Consider the following 18,214-nt stretch of genomic DNA (forward strand, 5'->3'; position numbering starts at 1 on the left):
AGCCTTTGAAGCAGCGATTGATCACCGGAATAGTTGCCGGGGCGGTATTTTTGGGTTTGTGTCTTTGGGGTGGCTGGCCGTATCAGATGCTGCTTACCGCCATGGCCCTTATCGGCTATTATGAATTTATGAAAATGATGGGGATACAACCCTTTAGCGGTACTGCCATAATTGGTTATTTAGCTGTATTATGTTTTATGATACCCTGGGATTTGCTTGGCATCTCACAGGTCCTGTCATGGGAACAAGGGATTTGGCTGCTGCTGCTGCTGTTTCTCTTAGTTACAGTATTTAGCAAGAATAAGCTGGATATTAAAATTACCGCTCTTATGTTCACTGGAATTGTATACATAGGAATGGGTTTTTCCTATATGGCGATTGCCCGCGCAGCAGACGATGGGCATGGCTTGGTCTGGACCTTTCTTCTGCTGTGCTGCATCTGGGGAAGTGATGCCGGCGCATATTTTGTAGGCAGAGGCATCGGGAAGAATAAGCTGTGGCCGGCAATCAGCCCCAACAAAACAGTGGAGGGAGCCCTTGGCGGGGTGCTCATTTCCATTGTCATTGCGATTGTGTTTGCCTTGTTTGTTCCAGATCTGCTGACCCTTGGGCGTGCGCTGCTTATCGGACTTTCCTGCGCGGTTCTCGGTCAGCTTGGAGATCTTGTACAGTCTGCCTATAAACGGGTGTACGGCATTAAGGATTCAGGCTCGCTGCTGCCTGGTCATGGAGGCATTCTTGACCGCTGCGATAGCTGGATTATCGTATTTCCTTTCGTACATATCGTAATGCTTATGCCTTACTATTAACGACAGGAAGAGGGTTCTACTGTGAAGAAAATAAGTATTCTCGGCTCAACCGGTTCGATTGGCACACAGACGCTTGACGTGATTGCCATGCACCCGGAAGCCTTTGAAGTGGAGGGTTTGGCTGCCGGAAGCAACACCGCTCTGCTGCTGGAGCAGGTTCGGCGGTTCAAGCCTCGCCGCGTTTCTGTATCCACGAAGGCGCTTGCTGAGGAGATTAAATCGAGTCTGCCGGCCGGGGTTGAGCTATTCAGCGGCAGTGAAGGATTGATTGAGATTGCTGCTGGCGGAGAAGCTCATACCGTTGTAACGGCGGTTGTGGGCAGCGTTGGCCTGCAGTCTACGCTGGCGGCTATTGAAGCGGGACGGCATATTGGCTTGGCCAACAAGGAAACGCTGGTTACAGCCGGTCATCTGGTGACAGAGCTTGCGGGGCGCAAGGGAGTTCAGCTACTGCCTGTTGACAGCGAGCACTCCGCTATTTTTCAATGTCTGAACGGTGAGAACCGTGAGGATATTGCCAGTATTACACTTACCGCCTCAGGCGGCTCTTTTCGGGATTACAGCCGTGATGAGCTTCAGAATGTTACGGTGGAGGATGCGCTTCGACACCCAAACTGGAGCATGGGGGCCAAAATCACAATAGATTCGGCAACCATGGTCAATAAAGGGCTGGAGGTTATTGAAGCCCATTGGCTGTTTGGGTTGCCTTATGAACAGATTCATGTGCTGCTTCACCCTGAGAGTATTATCCACTCTTATGTGGAGTTCCGGGACAGCAGCATTATAGCCCAGCTTGGCACCCCTGACATGCGTGTTCCCATCCAATATGCGCTTACTTATCCGCAGCGGTGGGCTTCACCGGCCAAACGCTTGTCTTTGGCTGAAGCCGGGCGGCTGACCTTCCGTGAAATGGACTATGTGCGCTTTCCGGCCCTAAAGCTGGCGATTGAATGCGGTAAGGCCGGAGGAACGAGTACCACCGCTTTTAATGCTGCCAACGAAATGGCTGTGGCTCGTTTTCTGCGTCATGAAATTCCTTTCCTGCGGATTGAAGAGATTATTGAGGATGTGCTCCAGCGCCACGAGCTGGTTGCTTATCCGAATCTGGAGCAAATAGAGCAGTGTGACCGTTTGACCCGTGAGCTTGCGGCCAAGCTTTGATCCATGGATACAGTGATTTGACTGGAATATTTGCTCTATCCTGGAAAATAGGCTGGGACGGTTGATTCTCTTGTGCCTGATCGGAGAATAATGATAAATTAAGAGGACATACTTCGGTCTTACACCTAAAGGGGGAATGTTACGCATGGAAATGGTAAGAGTCGTCTTTTTGACGGTGTTCATGTTCTTTGTTCTGGTGACAGTGCATGAATGGGGACATTATTATTTTGCCAAGCGCGCCGGTATTCTTGTACGGGAATTTGCTATCGGTTTCGGCCCGAAACTGTTTTCTTATAAACGTGGGGAAACTCAGTTCACGCTGCGTCTGTTGCCCTTTGGCGGATATGCGCGTATGGCTGGTGAAGATCCCGAGATTATTGAGATCGGTTCTGGACAAACCATTGCCGTGAGGCTGGGACAGGATAATAAGGTTAAGAATATTTATCTGGATTCGCTCGATACCCGCAGAAATGTGATTCGCGGCGAAGCGCAATATACTGACCTTGAGGATGAACTGAAAATCCGGCTTGATGTGGACGGGGAAGTAACGGTATACGATGTCCACCCGCAAGCCATGATGATCAAAGGAACTCAGCAGACGCAGATTGCGCCTAAGGACCGCCAATTTGGCAGTAAAACCGTTGGACAACGCGCGGTAGCAATTTTTGCCGGACCGGTGATGAATTTCCTGCTGGCCTTTGTGCTGTTTGCTCTTCATCTGCAAATGGCCGGAATCCCTATTGAAAATCCTACTTATGTTAAGATCGGTGATGTCAGTGCAAACATGCCGGCACAGGAAGCAGGGCTTAAGAAGGGCGACATCGTTGTTTCGGTGAACGGGGTGGCCATTGGCGGCGATTATCAGAAGATGATTTCGCTGACATCAGCATCCAAAGGCAAAGAGATGAAATGGACGCTGCAGCGGGGCGAAGAGACCTATAATGTCACTATGATTCCCCGCAGTATGGAAGGCGAAGAAGGCGGTAAAGTGGGAATCACTCCAGAGCTGCCTACGCGTAAAGCAGGTTTTGGCGAGACGATCACGAAATCAGGAGTAGCTATGGTGGATACAACCAAGGCGATATTCCAAGGCTTTAAGAAACTGATCAATAATTTTAACATGAATGATATTTCCGGACCTGTGGGCACGGCGAAAATGACCGGCCAGATTGCGCAGCAGGGCATTCAGTATTTGACCTATTGGGCGGCAATCCTCAGCTTGTACCTGGGTATCTTTAATCTGCTGCCGATACCCGCTCTTGATGGAAGCCGGCTGGTGTTCCTCGGTATTGAAGCGCTGCGCGGCAAGCCGGTTGATCCGAGCCATGAAGGGATGGTTCATTTTGTCGGCTTCGCGATGCTATTCCTGGTCATGATTGCTGTTACCTACAACGATATTTTGCGTCTGATCAGCGGTTGATTGTATTGTTTAACATTTTGTGGGGTTATTTATAGGAGGAGTTTCACTACATGGCCAAAGATAAGCAGTTCGTTACGGAGATCACGCCGCAGGGCGAGGATTTCTCACGCTGGTACATTGATGTAATCAAGAAAGCGGATTTGATGGACTACTCTCCGGTCCGGGGCTGTATCGTTTTCAAGCCGGACGGCTTTGAGATCTGGGAGCATATTCAGGAGGAAATGAACCGCCGTTTCAAGGATACCGGGCACCGGAACGCATATTTCCCAATGTTCATTCCAGAGAGCTTTTTCCAGAAGGAAAAGGATCATATTGAAGGGTTCAATCCCGAGCTGCCTTGGGTAACGGAAGCAGGCGGCGATAAGCTGGAAGAACGTCTGGCGATTCGTCCGACCTCGGAAACGATGATTGGGCATATGTACTCCAAATGGATTCAATCTTACCGCGATCTGCCGGTTCTGATCAATCAGTGGGCCAACGTGGTCCGCTGGGAGAAACGCACGCTGCCGTTCATCCGTACGAGTGAGTTTCTCTGGCAGGAGGGACACACCGCCCATGAGAACGAGACGGAAGCACGTGAAGAAACGATGCAGATGCTGGAAATCTACCGTGATTTTGTCGAAGGCTATCTGGCAATTCCGGTGATCACCGGACAGAAGACACCATCGGAGCGTTTTGCCGGTGCGGTAGACACGTATTCGATTGAGGCCATGATGAAGGACGGACGCGCAGTACAAGCGGGAACCTCGCATTATCTGGGCACCAAATTTGCGGTTGCTTTTGAAATCCAGTATTTGAGCCGCGACAACGTGCTTGAGTATGTACACACCACTTCCTGGGGGACAAGCACACGCCTGATCGGTTCAATGATTATGGTTCATGGTGATGACCGCGGACTTGCATTGCCGCCAAAGGTTGCACCTACCCAAGTCATTATGATTCCGATTGGTCCTCCAAAAACACGCGATGCAGTCATCGCACGGACGGATGAGCTGTTTAAGGAACTCAAGAGCGCCGGCGTTCGCGTGCGTGTAGACGACCGTGCGGATGTTACACCGGGCTGGAAGTTCAACGAATATGAAATGCGCGGCGTACCTGTCCGTCTGGAGCTTGGACCGCGCGATATGGAGAACGGCGTCTGTGTGCTCGTTTCCCGTATCAGCGGAGAGAAAAAAGTCATCCAGCAGGCGAACCTGGTGGAAGAAGTTCAGGCCATGCTGGAGCAAGTGCACAATGAAATGTTCGAGCGCGCGCTGAAATTCCGTGAGGATCACTTCTATTCGGTTGACACTTTGGATGAAATGAAGGCCTCCATGGAGGAGAAACGCGGCTTTGCGCTGGCAGGCTGGTGCGGCTCCGAGGAATGCGAATCGAAGGTGAAGGAAGAAACCGGCGCAACCAGCCGCAACATTCCGTTTAACCCGGCAGAGACCAAGCAGGTTTGCATTTGCTGCGGCAAGCCGTCTGAGCATACGGTTGTTTTTGCCAAGGCCTATTAATTTGCTTCAGGTTTGACGCGGATACTGGCCTTTATGGAGGTGCAGCAGCCGTTACTGCTTGTTATTAAGATTCTGGTACTTAAATCTAGCTTCCGGTGAGAGGAGTCGGCGGGCCGAAAGAACCCAATGCTTTTTGACCCGGGAGCTTTTTACAATCTTGTTTATACTTTGATTCTGATAAATAGCAATTCTATCATTGTGTATGTTAGGTGGGGGAAGCATGGAACATAACGTTGAGAGAAGAAAACGGTTCGAGCTCTTGATGAAGCAGGGAGAAATACCTCCCGCGATCATTGATCCCTACTTTTTGGATGGACACATTGAACGAGTGGAGATCAGCCGCGGAAATCATGACTGGCATATTGTTATTGCCAAAGAAAGTTTGGTTCCGGCGCAGACGTACCGGACCTTTGTGCTCAGAATGCGCGAGAAGCTGCAGCATATTGCCAAAGTCAGCTTTTTGTTCCTATATGACGAGAGAATCAGCCGGGCCGAGCTTGTTCAGGAATATTGGGGGCTGTTTCTGGAGTGGGTGCAGCGGGAGATTCCGTCGGTTAACGGCTGGCTGACGCGCTCTAGCCAAGAACTGCAGGACAGCACGCTGGTGCTGAGCCTGAGTGACTCCATGTCACTTGAATTAGCCCGCAAAAAAGGGATCGAAGGCGCTATTATTAAATTTTACGATAAATTCTTTGGTCTTTCCTTGAAGGTCAAGCTGCAAATCGCTGAAGATGAGAGCAAGGCAGACGTCATGGAGGAATTTCAGCAGAAGCTGCAGCAGGAGCAGCGTGAGCTGGTAGAAATGATGATGATGGCAAGTGAGCCGGAAGAGCCTGAGGATGCAGGGGACCCGAACGAGGTGATAAAGCTCCAGGTAGGGTATGAAATCAAGGAGCAGGCTGTGCCGATCATCAACATCCAGGATGAAGAGAAGAAAATCACGATTCAGGGGACCATTTTTGGCCTTGAGAGCAAGGAGCTGCGCAACGGCAATACGCTGTTCACCTTCTGTATCACCGACTTTACGGATTCGCTGCAGTTGAAGATGTTCGCGAAGACGAAAGAGGATCTGAAGGTCATGGGGCAACTGGCTAACGGCAAATGGGTCAGAGCACGAGGCAAGGTGGAATATGACCGCTTTATGCAAATTCCCGAGCTGGTGATGATTCCATCGGATTTATCTGAGGTTCAGGCGCCGCCTGCCCGCAAGGATACCGCTCCGGTTAAACGAGTGGAGTTCCATTTGCACACGACGATGAGCACGATGGATGCGGTGACACCGATTGATGCTTATGTCAAAACAGCCGCGAAATGGGGGCATCCGGCAATAGCCGTCAGCGATCACGGTGTAGTGCAGAGCTTTCCTGATGCGAACCACGCCGCCCATAAGCACAAAATCAAAATGCTCTATGGTGTCGAAGCCAACGTGGTCAATGATTCGGTAAATATAGTGGAGAATCCGCAGCCGTTGGAGCTGAAGAAAGCTATCTACGTGGTGTTCGATATCGAGACCACCGGTCTGTCGATTACGCGCAACAACATCACCGAGCTTGCAGCAATCAAAATGTGTGAAGGCAAGGAGCTGGACCGTTATACGACGTTTGTGAATCCGCATGAGAAGATTCCTTACCATATCCAGCAGTTAACCAATATTACCGATGAGATGGTTAAGGATGCGCCTGATCTTGCGCCTGTGCTGGAAGAGTTCGTAGAGTTTATCGGTGAAAGTATCCTGGTTGCCCATAATGCCAGATTCGATATGGGTTTTATTCAGGCTTCGCTGGCGAAGCTGGGCAGGCCTATTCTGCCCAACCCTTCGCTGGATACCTTGGAGCTGGCGCGTCTGCTGTTCCCGACCATGAAGAATCACCGGCTGAATACTCTTGCAGATAAATATAAAGTGCTGCTGGAGAGCCATCACCGTGCGGTGGATGATACTATTGCGCTGGGCGGCATCCTGAACGGTCTGCTGGCTGATGCGGAGAAGCTGAAGGGGATTACGATGCTGGACCGGCTGAATGATTATGTCGGCAATGACCTCTCCAACACCCGTCCGTTTCACTGCGGCATTTATGCGCTTAATCCGGTGGGCAAAAAGAATCTGTACAAGCTGATCTCCATGTCGCACACCGAATACTACAAGCGGGTGCCGTGCATTCCGAAGTCCAAGCTTGAAGAGCACAGAGACGGTCTGCTTGTCATTTCCGGGTGTGAGCGCGGTGAGTTTTTTGAGACCGTACTGAACAAGACGGTGGAAGAAGCAATGGAAGTCGCACAATTTTACGATGTTCTTGAGATCCAGCCGCTGACGATGTACATGCATTTGGTCGACAAAGGGTTTGTGGCCAGTCCCGAGGATTTGAGAGGAGTTGTGCGCAAAATATGCGAAATCGGCGAGCAGTTGAACAAGCCGGTTATCGCCACAGGCAATGTGCATTATCTTGAACCGAGGGACAAGCTGTTCCGCGATATTACGATTCATGGCATTACCGGCTTCAGCCCGCTGAAGGACCAGCAGAAGCCGGATGCCCATTTCCGCACCACGGATGAGATGCTGGCTGAATTTGAATACCTTGGCGCAGAAAAAGCGATGGAGGTCGTTGTCACCAACACGGTGGCGCTGGCTGAACGGTTCGAGGATTATCCGCTGTTCCCAAGCGATCTGTTCACACCGATCATTGATGGGGCCGACGAAGAAATCCGCAGTACCTGCTATGATACGGCAAAATCCATCTATGGCGAAGAGCTGCCGGAGGTAGTCGTCGCCCGCTTGGAAAAAGAGCTGGCGCCAATCATCAAATACGGCTTCTCTGCCAACTATCTGATTTCCGAACGGCTGGTTAAAAAATCGAATAAGGACGGCTACCTGGTAGGCTCCCGTGGTTCGGTAGGCTCCTCAGTCGTCGCAACCTTCCTTGGCATCTCCGAGGTTAACCCGCTGCCGGCCCATTATATTTGCATCAATCCGGAATGCAGGCACAGCGAATGGTTCCTCGACGGCAGTGTGCCGAGCGGCTTTGACCTTCCGGACAAGATATGTCCGAACTGCGGCGGCAAGCTGAAGGGAGAAGGACAGGATATTCCGTTTGAAACATTCCTTGGCTTCAAAGGAGATAAGGTTCCCGATATCGACCTTAACTTTTCCGGTGAGTACCAGCCGAATGCCCATAACTTTACGAAGACGATGTTTGGTCCGGACAACGTATTCCGTGCCGGCACCATCGGTACGGTTGCGGAGAAGACGGCCTTTGGCTTCACGAAGAAATATGAGGAGCATCATCAGAAGCGCTGGCGCGGGGCAGAGGTCGGGCGTCTGGCCGCAGGCTGCACAGGGGTTAAGCGGAGCACGGGGCAGCATCCCGGCGGTATCGTTGTTTTGCCGGATTATATGGAGATTGAGGATATCACACCGGTGCAGTACCCTGCTGATGATGTTACCGCAGAATGGAAAACAACCCACTTTGATTATCACGCCTTCGATGCCAATCTGCTGAAGCTCGATATTCTGGGGCACGATGATCCGACAATGATGCGTATGCTTCAGGATTTGACCGGAATTGATCCGACGACCATTCCCATGAATGATCCTAAGGTCATGAGCATGTTCAGTTCTACGGAGGCGCTTGGGGTCAGTCCTGAACAGATTCGCACGCCGGTGGCAACCTATGGGGTACCTGAAATGGGGACCAAATTTGTCCGCCAGATGCTTGTGGAGTCGAAGCCGTCGAACTTTGCCGACTTGCTGCAGATTTCGGGATTGTCCCACGGCACCGGAGTATGGCTCGGCAATGCCCAGGAGTTGATCAAGAATAACACCTGCAACATCAAAACGGTTATCGGCTGCCGTGATGATATCATGCTCTTCCTGATTTACAAGGCGGGAATGGATGCGGGCCTGGCCTTCAAAATTACCGAGAGCGTGCGTAAGGGCAAGGGCTTGTCCGACGAGTGGATCGAGGAAATGAAGAAATGCAAGGTTCCGCAATGGTATATTGATTCCTGTCTGAAGATCCAGTACATGTTCCCGAAGGCGCATGCGGCCGCTTATGTTATTTCTGCAGTGCGTACCGCCTACTTCAAGCTGTATCATCCGATTGAATATTATGCGACGTATTTCTCGGTCAGAGCGGCGGATTTTGACATTGAATTGTGCTGCAAGGGGTATGAGGCTATCGGCCGGCAAATCGTAGATATTGAGCAGAAGGGCTTCCAGGCGCTGCCGAAGGAAAAAGCGATGCTCCCGGTGCTGGAGATGGCTTTGGAGATGACCGCACGCGGCTTTATCTTCAAAAATATTGACTTGTACCGTTCGAATGCCACCAAGTTTACAGTGGACGGCACCAGCCTGATTCCTCCGTTCTCCTCGCTTGCGGGAATCGGCGAGAATGCTGCCATTAATATTGCCGCCGCCAAGGACGCCGGAGAGTTCCTGTCCATTGAGGATTTCCAGCAGAAATCGAAGGCGAGCAAGACGGTTATTGAGCTGCTGACCGGCATGGGCTGCTTCCGCGGTCTTCCGGAGAGCAACCAGCTCTCCCTCTTTTAAGAGTCTTTTATCGTCTGCCTTAAAGGGTAGTCAAGGGCTAGCACTTGTCAGTGCACACGCACTATGGTATAATTTTTTTGGTAATAATGAGATAAGTCCGTTGTGTAAAGAGTGGGGAAACCCACTCTTTATCTTTGGTATATAGCAAAAGACAAGTTCGTGGAGGTTATTTTCTTTTGAGCACACCCAAATCCAAAATCAAACAAACGGTAGAGCAGATGCTCGGTCCCTATCTCGAGGACAATGGTTTCGAACTGGTGGACGTTGAATACGTGAAGGAAGGCTCCAATTGGTTTTTGCGCATATTCGTAGACAAAGAAGGCGGCATTGATATTGATGACTGTGGTGCCATCAGCGAATATTTCAGCCAAAAGCTGGATGAGAATGATCCTATACCTGAGGCTTATTTTCTTGAGGTTTCCTCGCCCGGCGCTGAACGTCCGCTCAAAAAAGCTGCGGATGTTGCCAAAGCGGTAGGCAAGGACGTATATGTGACGGTCTATGAGCCGATTCAAGGACTCAAAGAATTCGAAGGCCGTTTGCTCTCGTTCGAGAACGAGGAACTGCTCATCTCCGCGGGCAAAAAAGAACATGTTGTGCCTTATGCCAAAGTCGCCAGCGCGAGATTGGCCATTATTTTTTAACGTCTTGAAAGGGGGACCGGAATTTCATGAGTATGGATTTTATCGAAGCTATGAATGAACTGGAAAGGGAGAAAGGCATCAGCAAGGATGTGCTGTTTGAAGCCATTGAAGCTGCGCTGATCTCCAGCTATAAACGCAACTTCAATGCTGCGCAGAACGTGCGTGTGGACATGAACCGCAACACAGGCGTAATCAAGGTGTTTGCCCGCAAGCTGATTGTCGAGGAGGTTCTGGATACCCGGACTGAAATCTCGCTGCCGGCTGCACGGGAGATCAACCCTCATTTCCAGCTTGAGGATATCGCCGAGCTTGAAGTGACGCCGCGTGATTTCGGCCGCATAGCCGCCCAGACGGCCAAGCAGGTCGTAACCCAGCGTATCCGGGAAGCGGAACGCGGACTTATCTATAACGCCTTTATCGACAAGGAAGAAGACATTGTTACCGGCCTGGTACAGCGCCAGGATATGCGCAACATTTATGTTGACCTTGGTAAAATCGAGGCGGTTCTGCCCCTGAGCGAGCTTATGCCTGGTGAGAAGTTCAAGCAAAGCGAGCGCATCAAGGCTTACATCACGAAGGTTGAGAATACGACTAAAGGGCCGCAGATCATGCTGTCCCGCAGCCATCCCGGCCTCTTGAAGCGGCTGTTCGAACTGGAGGTTCCAGAAATTTTTGACGGCGTGGTTGAGATTCGTTCTGTAGCCCGTGAAGCCGGCTTCCGTTCCAAGATTGCCGTATACTCGCGTAATGATGAAGTAGATCCGGTCGGCTCCTGCGTAGGCCCAAGAGGCACCCGTGTTCAGACTATCGTAACTGAGCTTCGCGGGGAGAAGATTGATATCGTCCGTTATTCGGAATCAGTACAGGAGTATGTGGCGAATGCGCTCAGCCCGTCCAAGGTGCTTGAGGTTCAAGTCTTTGAAGCGGAGAAAATGGCGCGGGTTATTGTTCCTGATTATCAATTGTCGCTCGCGATCGGCATCAAGGGGCAGAACGCCCGTCTTGCCGCCAAGCTGACCGGCTGGAAAATTGATATCAAGAGCGAAAGCCAGGCGGAGCAGGAATACGGCAGACCAAGAACCTCCAGTGATGAAATGCATCAGGATTCCGTCTCCATTGACTAATTTACCTGCTCAATTCGAGAGGGGAGGCGATTCACATGAAACAGCGCAAGGTGCCGCTGCGCAAATGCGTTGCCAGCCAGGAGATGATGCCCAAAAAAGAGCTGATTCGCGTGGTGAGAACGCCTGAGGGCGAAGTGTTGATTGATCTGACAGGTAAAAAGTCGGGCCGGGGCGCTTATATTTGCGGCAAGCTGGAATGTTTTAAGCTGGCACAAAAGAATAAAGCACTTGACCGTGCATTAAAATGTCAAGTGAGTCCTGAAATCTATGCCCAGCTTGCCAGGGATTTCGCATCTGTGGAGGAGCAGTTTTTGGCAGCAAAGGATAGTGAGGACAATGAGTAAGGCTCTTTCTTATTTAGGGCTTGCCATGAGAGCGGGCAAGATTGTCACCGGCGACGAGGCTGTACTGAAAGCAGTGCGGTCTTCGGAGGCGAAGCTGGTCGTCCTGGCGGGTGACGCTTCAGAAAATACTCAAAAAAAGTTCCGTGACAAGTGCGGAACCTACGATATTCCACTAGTAATCGCATTTCACCGGGATGAACTCGGTGCAAGTATTGGTAAGGACCAGCGCGTGGTGCTGGCCGTTACGGATAGAGGATTCGCGGAAATGATCTCCAGAGGGCTTGGAGATACTGTCGGAGGTGGAGTTATTGACTAAAGAAGACAATAAGGATAAGCTGCGCGTCTATGAATACGCAAAATCGCTCAATATGAGCAGTAAAGAAATTATCACCATTTTGAAGCGTTTGAATGTCCCTGTGAATAATCATATGAGTGTTATGGAGAATGACTCTGTGACCAAAGTAGAGCAGTTTTTCAAGGATATCAAAACAAACGCTGCAGCCAAGCGGGACAGCGGCACCAGCAGCCGTCCGGCACCAGCCGGAACGGCAACCGCCGAACCCCAAAGTGCGCAGAATGCCAACAAAAATCAACCGGAAAAGCAGGTAGGTATGAACAGTAACCAAAACAACAACCAATCGTTGACGTCCCCAAGGCCCCAAAGCGGACAAGATTCCCGCAGAACAACTTCAGGCTCCACACAAAATTCACGTCCGCAGAGCAGCACCGGCGGCAATCGTTCACAAGGCAGCTCCACTGGAAGCAACCGCCCGCAAGGCAGCGGCACCGGCGGCAGCCGTCCACAAGGCAGCTCCACCGGCAGCAACCGCCCGCAAGGCAGCAGCACCGGCGGCAGCCGTCCACAAGGCAGTTCTACCGGCGGCAATCGCCCGCAAGGCAGCTCCACTGGCGGCAGCCGTCCGCAGGGCAGCTCCACAGGCAGCCGTCCGCAAGGACAAAGCGGCGGTGCACCGCGTACTGGCGACCGTCCACAAGGACAAGGCGGCGGAGATTTCTCACGCGGCGGAGACAGAGGTCCTAAGAAGAATGCAACCGGCGGCAGACCGAACAACAACGGCAATCAAAAGCGTTTTGAAGACGGTAAAGGCGGAAACGGAAATTTCCGCGGTCGTGGCGGCAACAAAAATAACCGTGGCAGAAACAACCAGCCTATGGAACGCCGCGAAAAGATTGACAACACCCCGAAAAAGATCATCGTCCGCGGCAATATGACTGTCGGAGAAACTGCCAAGCTGCTTCATAAGGACGCTTCGGAAGTCATTAAGAAGCTGATCTTGATGGGCGTTATGGCGACTATTAACCAGGAACTCGACATTGATACGATTCTGCTGTTGTCCGGTGAATTCGGAGTAGAAGTAGAAGTGAAGATTCCAGTAGATGAGGACAGCTTCGAAACGGTGGAAGAGAACGACTCCGAAGAGGATCTGCAGACTCGTCCTCCAGTCGTAACCATCATGGGTCACGTTGACCATGGTAAGACGACGCTGCTTGATGCTATCCGTTCAACGAATGTAACCGGCGGCGAAGCCGGCGGGATCACGCAGCATATCGGTGCTTATCAGGTTGAAATCAACCACAAAAAAATCACGTTCCTGGATACACCGGGCCACGAGGCGTTCACCGCAATGCGTGCCCGCGGCGCACAGGTTACAGATATGACGATTATCGTTGTAGCTGCCGATGACGGTGTAATGCCGCAGACGGTAGAAGCAATCAGCCATGCCAAGGCTGCGGGTCTTCCGATCATCGTTGCTGTCAATAAGATCGACAAGCCGGGTGCAGATCCTGACAGAGTGAAGCAGGAGCTTACCAGCTATGAGCTGGTGCCGGAAGAGTGGGGCGGCGATACCATCTTCGTTAACCTGTCCGCCAAACAGCGCATCAATCTGGAAGAATTGCTGGAAATGATCCTGCTTGTTGCCGAAGTGAATGAGTACAAAGCGAACCCGGACAAACGGGCACGCGGTACCGTCATCGAAGCAGAGCTTGACAAGAACCGTGGACCGGTAGCCCGCATTCTCGTACAGAACGGTACGCTGAAGGTCGGAGACGCTTTTGTCGCAGGTAACTGCTTCGGACGTGTACGCGCCATGGTCAATGACAAAGGACGCAAGATCAAGGAAGCAGGTCCTTCCACTCCAGTGGAAATTACCGGTCTGACGGAAGTGCCGCAGGCTGGCGATCCGTTTATGGCGTTCGAAGATGAACGTAAAGCCCGTGCGATTGCGGACAGACGTTCGACATCACAGCGTCAATCCGAACTGAACACGAATACCCGTGTAACTCTGGATGACCTGTTCAAGCATATCAAGGAAGGCGAGATCAAAGACCTGAACGTAATCATCAAAGGTGACGTACAGGGTTCGGTAGAGGCGCTTAAGGGCTCCTTGGCCAAAATCGAAGTCGAAGGCGTGCGCGTGAAGATCATTCACAGCGGTGCCGGCGCGATTACGGAATCGGATATTACTTTGGCTGCTGCTTCGAATGCTATCGTTATCGGCTTCAACGTACGTCCGGATGCTCAGACCAAAGCGGCTGCCGAACAGGAGAAAGTGGATGTTCGTCTGCACAACATTATCTACAACGTAATTGAAGAAATTGAAAGTGCCATGAAAGGGATGCTTGATCCCATCTACAAGGAGAACGTTATCGGCCATGCCGAAGTGCGCAATGTCTTCAAAATCAGCAAAGTGGGCAACATTGCAGGCTGTATGGTTACAGACGGCAAAATTACCCGCAATGCCGAAATGCGCCTGATCCGCAGCGGTATCGTTGTCTTCGAAGGCAAGATTGACACCTTGAAACGTTTCAAAGATGATGCCAAAGAAGTGGCGCAGGGTTATGAATGCGGCATAACTTTGGAACGCTATAATGACGTCCAAGAGGGCGACATTATCGAAGCGTTCATTATGGAAACGGTAGAGCGCTAAGCGAAGAGGTGAATATAGATGTCTAAAATCAGAGCCGGACGGGTTGGCGAACAGATCAAGAAAGAACTGAGCCAGCTCATCCAAAGCGGACTCAAGGACCCGCGTGTCGGGTTTGTAACAGTAACCGGCGTAGATGTAACAAACGATCTGTCGCAGGCGAAAGTTTATCTGAGCGTATTCGGGGATGAGGAACAGGTCACAGGTTCTCTCAAAGCGATTGAGAAAGCAAACGGCTTTCTCCGCTCGGAGCTTGGTAAAGCGATCCGTTTGCGCCATACCCCTGAGCTGATCTTTAAAATTGACGAATCTGTTGCATACGGAAGTCACATTGAGAAGCTGCTTGGCGAAATTGGCAAAACCGATCAAAGCTAGGAAACATAAAGGAGACGGCGAATGCAGAGCTATGAACAAAGTCTCCAGCAGGCCCGTAAGTTTCTGCTGGAACACGACGATTATCTTGTAGTGTCGCATGTTCAGCCGGACGGAGATGCAGTCAGCTCCACCCTCGCGGTGGGCTGGCTTCTCTCATGTCTGGGCAAAAAATATACTATGCTGAACGAAGGGCCGATCCCGCAGCGCATGAGATACCTGTGGCATGCCGATGAGATTGTCAATCTGGCTGAGGGGGATCTGCCCCGCCAGTACAGCCATGTCATCTGCGTTGACTGTGCCGACTTTCAGCGTGTAGGACTGACCCAGCGCTTTTTTGCCAGCGATGCCCTCATTCTGAATATCGACCATCATCCCACAAACAATGGGTATGGCTATGCTACACTGATCAAACCTGATGCCGCTGCAACTGCCGAAATATTGTTTGACCTGCTGAAGATGTTTGAGGTGAAATGGGATATTGATATTGCTACGGCAATCTATACCGGTCTGCTTACAGATACCGGAGGCTTCCGCTACACCAATACGTCGTCTAAAGTGATGGCGGCTGTATCCGAGCTGCTTGCGCTTGGTGTCAATGGCCCTGAACTGGCGGAAACGTTGTTGGAGGAGCTGACATTGCCGCAGGTTAAGGTGCTGAACCTTGCTCTGAGCACATTGCAGCTATCCCCGGAAGGTGATATTGCCTGGGTGTCTGTAACGCCCCAGGATATGCTGGACTGTGGAGCTGAGAATGAAGATCTCGAAGGAATAGTCAATTATCCGCGCAACATTCGCGGTGTGGAGGTTGGCATGCTGTTCAAGGTCATTAATGAGCGCGCGGTGAAGGTCAGCTTGCGTTCCGCAGGCAAAGTGGATGTCGCGGCTTTGGCGCAAGTTTTTGGCGGCGGTGGACATACCCGAGCTGCAGGTGCGCGTATTGATGCTACACTTGAAGAAGCGATTCCGCTGGTGCTTCAGGAGGTCAGACGCCATCTATGAGTGAGCTTACAGGTGTTCTGGCTGTCTATAAGCCTGCAGGATTCACTTCGCATGATGTTGTAGCTAAGGCCCGGAGGATACTTGGCATGAAGCGGATCGGCCACACCGGAACGCTTGACCCGCAGGTAACGGGCGTATTGCCGCTTTGTCTCGGACGGGCCACGCGGGTCGTGGAATATATCCAGGAACTGCCCAAGGAATATATCGCCACCTTAAGACTTGGATTGTCCAGTGATACTGAGGACTTAACCGGAGCGATTACGGAATCTGTGGAGGAGGTACACGTTTCCGAAGCCGAGGTGTTTGCTGTACTTGATTCTTTTAAAGGTGTGATTTCGCAGGTTCCACCGATGTATTCGGCCGTGAAGGTCGAAGGCAAGCGTCTTTATGAACTCGCCAGAGAAGGAAAGACGGTAGAGCGCAAAAGCCGTGAGGTCGAGCTTTATGAAATCGAAATGACAGATATGGCCTGGAACGGAAATTATCCAGATATTACATTTCGTGTACTTTGCTCCAAAGGAACCTACATCCGCACCCTGTGTGTCGATATTGCCAAGGCGCTTGGACTTCCGGGTGTTATGGTGAAGCTGGAGCGGACAATGTCCGCCGGAATAACCGCCAGCCACTGCCTGACCCTGGAGCAAATTGCTGTTCATAAGGAAGCTGGAACGCTTGTAGAGCATTTAATTGCTGCCGATGAAGCAATTTCCCATCTGCCCAGACACACGGTCTTGGAGGAGAAGAAGAAGGCTGCTCTGCAGGGGCAGCGTCTTTCAATCCGCTATGTTGCGCCTGAAGTGAAGCAGGCCGGACATTTCCGCCTCTATGATCCTCTTGGCGAGTTTCTGGGTATCTATGAATTGGATGAGATGGGTGCGATTGCACCTGTTAAAGTTTTTGCACAAGCATAACTCTTAATTTCAATTGTGAATTGTAGGTGAGAATCAGCGTGAGAACCGTAACCTTAAGCTATCCTATGCCGCCGGAGACGGCAGCACAGTGGGCTCAGCCGCAAGTGGTCGCACTGGGGCAGTTTGACGGACTGCATCTCGGGCATGCCAGCGTCATTGCATCTGCTATAGCTCTGGCCCGCAAAGAGGGCATACCGGCAGCCGTTTTGACCTTTCATCCGCATCCCAAGGATGTAATGGGCAAAGGCGATTATGATGGATACTTAACCCCGCCGAAGGACAAGCAAGAGATTCTTGCCGGCATGGGTGTCGATATTTTATATATCATGGAATTTAATGAGCAGCTTTCCCGGGTAAGTCCTGAGGATTTTGTCTCCGTTATGCTGCTTCCGCTGCATATTGTTACAGCCGTAGTAGGCTTCGACTTCCGTTTCGGGTACAAAGGTGAAGGTGATGCCGACCGGCTTCGTGAGCTGGGCCAGGGTGTGATGACTGTGGAGACTACATCTCCGTTCCTGTTTGAAGGTCAGAAGGTAAGCAGCTCCGGCATACGGAAAAGCCTCCAGACCGGGGAGCTTGCCCTCGCGAATGCATGGTTCGGACGCTGTTATCATCTGCGGGGCACAGTAGTGCATGGAGAGAAGCGCGGACGCACCATAGGGTTCCCTACTGCGAATATTCAACTTGAAGACCGATATGTTGTTCCCGCGAAGGGCGTGTATGCGGTCAGAGTTTATTATAAAGCTGAAGTGCTCTACGGTGTAATGAACGTCGGGGTGAAGCCAACCTTCCATGAGGGAGTTATTGCTCCAAGCTTCGAGGTACATCTGTTTGATTTTGCAGGGGATCTGTATGAGCAGGAGCTTAAGGTGGAATTAGTCTCGTTTATCCGTCCTGAGCGCAAGTTTGACTCTATTCACGCCTTGATTGCCCAAATTGGCGACGATGCGGAGACAGCCAAACGCTTGCTGAATTATCAATCCTAAGCTAAGCCTGGACATGCCGTTTACATTTGCGTTCGAAGGTGCTATACTGATTAACGTTGCTGGAATGACAGCACCATAACCTTAGCTTGGTTACATGTTCTCACCGACGGTGACGAGGCTACTGGCGATTATATTGAAGGAGGTGAACAGGATGGCATTGACTCAAGAACGTAAACACCAATTGATCGACGAGCACAAAACTCATGAATCCGATACTGGATCCCCTGAGGTGCAAGTTGCTATCCTTACGGAGAATATCGTTAATTTGACTGACCACTTGCGTACGCACAAGAAGGATCACCATTCCCGCCGCGGACTGCTGAAGATGGTTGGACAACGTCGTAAACTGCTGGCGTATTTGAAGAACAAAGACATCAGACGTTACAGCGCCCTGATCGAAAAACTGGGATTGCGTCGCTAATTTTCCATAGTCTTGACCCTAAAGCAG

The 18,214-nt window shown here is 51.2% G+C and carries 14 protein-coding genes and 1 pseudogene; all 15 read left to right on the forward strand.

Annotation, left to right across the window (positions count from 1 at the left end):
* Positions 1 to 5: 5 nt before the first annotated feature.
* The 15 genes and pseudogenes from B212_RS0109695 to rpsO all read left to right on the forward strand — a co-directional run bounded on the left by B212_RS0109695 (position 6) and on the right by rpsO (position 18,187).
* Positions 6 to 809, forward strand: a complete 804-nt coding sequence (locus B212_RS0109695) for a phosphatidate cytidylyltransferase (protein ID WP_019910445.1) — start codon at positions 6 to 8, stop codon at positions 807 to 809.
* A 21-nt stretch (positions 810 to 830) separates the two neighbouring features.
* Complete coding sequence (locus tag B212_RS0109700; protein ID WP_019910446.1) at positions 831 to 1,970, forward strand: 1-deoxy-D-xylulose-5-phosphate reductoisomerase; 1,140 nt, start codon at positions 831 to 833, stop codon at positions 1,968 to 1,970.
* 145 nt (positions 1,971 to 2,115) lie between these two features.
* Entirely contained in the window at positions 2,116 to 3,390 is a 1,275-nt protein-coding gene (gene rseP / locus B212_RS0109705; RefSeq protein WP_019910447.1) for an RIP metalloprotease RseP, read from the forward strand.
* A gap of 50 nt (positions 3,391 to 3,440) precedes the next feature.
* Positions 3,441 to 4,889 (forward strand): proline--tRNA ligase, encoded by a 1,449-nt coding sequence (gene proS, locus B212_RS0109710; protein ID WP_019910448.1) that lies wholly within the window; start codon positions 3,441 to 3,443, stop codon positions 4,887 to 4,889.
* Positions 4,890 to 5,109: 220 nt separating this feature from the next.
* Positions 5,110 to 9,435 carry a PolC-type DNA polymerase III gene (locus B212_RS0109715; protein WP_019910449.1) on the forward strand — a complete coding sequence of 1,442 codons (4,326 nt, stop codon included), beginning with the start codon at positions 5,110 to 5,112 and terminating at the stop codon, positions 9,433 to 9,435.
* 176 nt (positions 9,436 to 9,611) lie between these two features.
* Positions 9,612 to 10,079, forward strand: a complete 468-nt coding sequence (rimP, locus tag B212_RS0109720) for a ribosome maturation factor RimP (RefSeq protein WP_019910451.1) — start codon at positions 9,612 to 9,614, stop codon at positions 10,077 to 10,079.
* A 26-nt stretch (positions 10,080 to 10,105) separates the two neighbouring features.
* Entirely contained in the window at positions 10,106 to 11,203 is a 1,098-nt protein-coding gene (nusA, locus tag B212_RS0109725; RefSeq protein ID WP_019910452.1) for a transcription termination factor NusA, read from the forward strand.
* 35 nt (positions 11,204 to 11,238) lie between these two features.
* A complete protein-coding gene (gene rnpM / locus B212_RS0109730) occupies positions 11,239 to 11,547 on the forward strand; it encodes an RNase P modulator RnpM (RefSeq protein ID WP_019910454.1) in 309 nt (102 codons plus the stop codon).
* Positions 11,540 to 11,858, forward strand: a pseudogene (locus tag B212_RS34970) (YlxQ family RNA-binding protein); the annotation flags it as partial. The gene rnpM and the pseudogene B212_RS34970, both read left to right, overlap by 8 nt.
* Positions 11,856 to 14,498 carry a translation initiation factor IF-2 gene (gene infB, locus B212_RS0109740; RefSeq protein WP_019910455.1) on the forward strand — a complete coding sequence of 881 codons (2,643 nt, stop codon included), beginning with the start codon at positions 11,856 to 11,858 and terminating at the stop codon, positions 14,496 to 14,498. The pseudogene B212_RS34970 and the gene infB, both read left to right, overlap by 3 nt.
* 18 nt (positions 14,499 to 14,516) lie before the next feature.
* A complete protein-coding gene (rbfA, locus tag B212_RS0109745) occupies positions 14,517 to 14,870 on the forward strand; it encodes a 30S ribosome-binding factor RbfA (RefSeq protein ID WP_019910456.1) in 354 nt (117 codons plus the stop codon).
* 21 nt (positions 14,871 to 14,891) lie between these two features.
* Positions 14,892 to 15,869, forward strand: a complete 978-nt coding sequence (locus tag B212_RS0109750) for a DHH family phosphoesterase (RefSeq protein WP_019910457.1) — start codon at positions 14,892 to 14,894, stop codon at positions 15,867 to 15,869.
* Positions 15,866 to 16,780: a tRNA pseudouridine(55) synthase TruB gene (truB, locus tag B212_RS0109755; protein WP_019910458.1), complete on the forward strand. Its 915-nt coding sequence runs from the start codon at positions 15,866 to 15,868 to the stop codon at positions 16,778 to 16,780. Before B212_RS0109750 ends, truB begins: the two co-directional genes overlap by 4 nt.
* Positions 16,781 to 16,818: 38 nt before the next feature.
* Positions 16,819 to 17,766 (forward strand): bifunctional riboflavin kinase/FAD synthetase, encoded by a 948-nt coding sequence (locus B212_RS0109760; protein WP_019910459.1) that lies wholly within the window; start codon positions 16,819 to 16,821, stop codon positions 17,764 to 17,766.
* A 151-nt stretch (positions 17,767 to 17,917) separates the two neighbouring features.
* A complete protein-coding gene (rpsO, locus tag B212_RS0109765; RefSeq protein ID WP_019910460.1) occupies positions 17,918 to 18,187 on the forward strand; it encodes a 30S ribosomal protein S15 in 270 nt (89 codons plus the stop codon).
* Positions 18,188 to 18,214 lie beyond the last annotated feature (27 nt).

It is taken from the genome of Paenibacillus sp. HW567 (assembly GCF_000374185.1).
In the GTDB taxonomy this organism is placed as follows: Bacteria; Bacillota; Bacilli; order Paenibacillales; family Paenibacillaceae; genus Paenibacillus_AQ.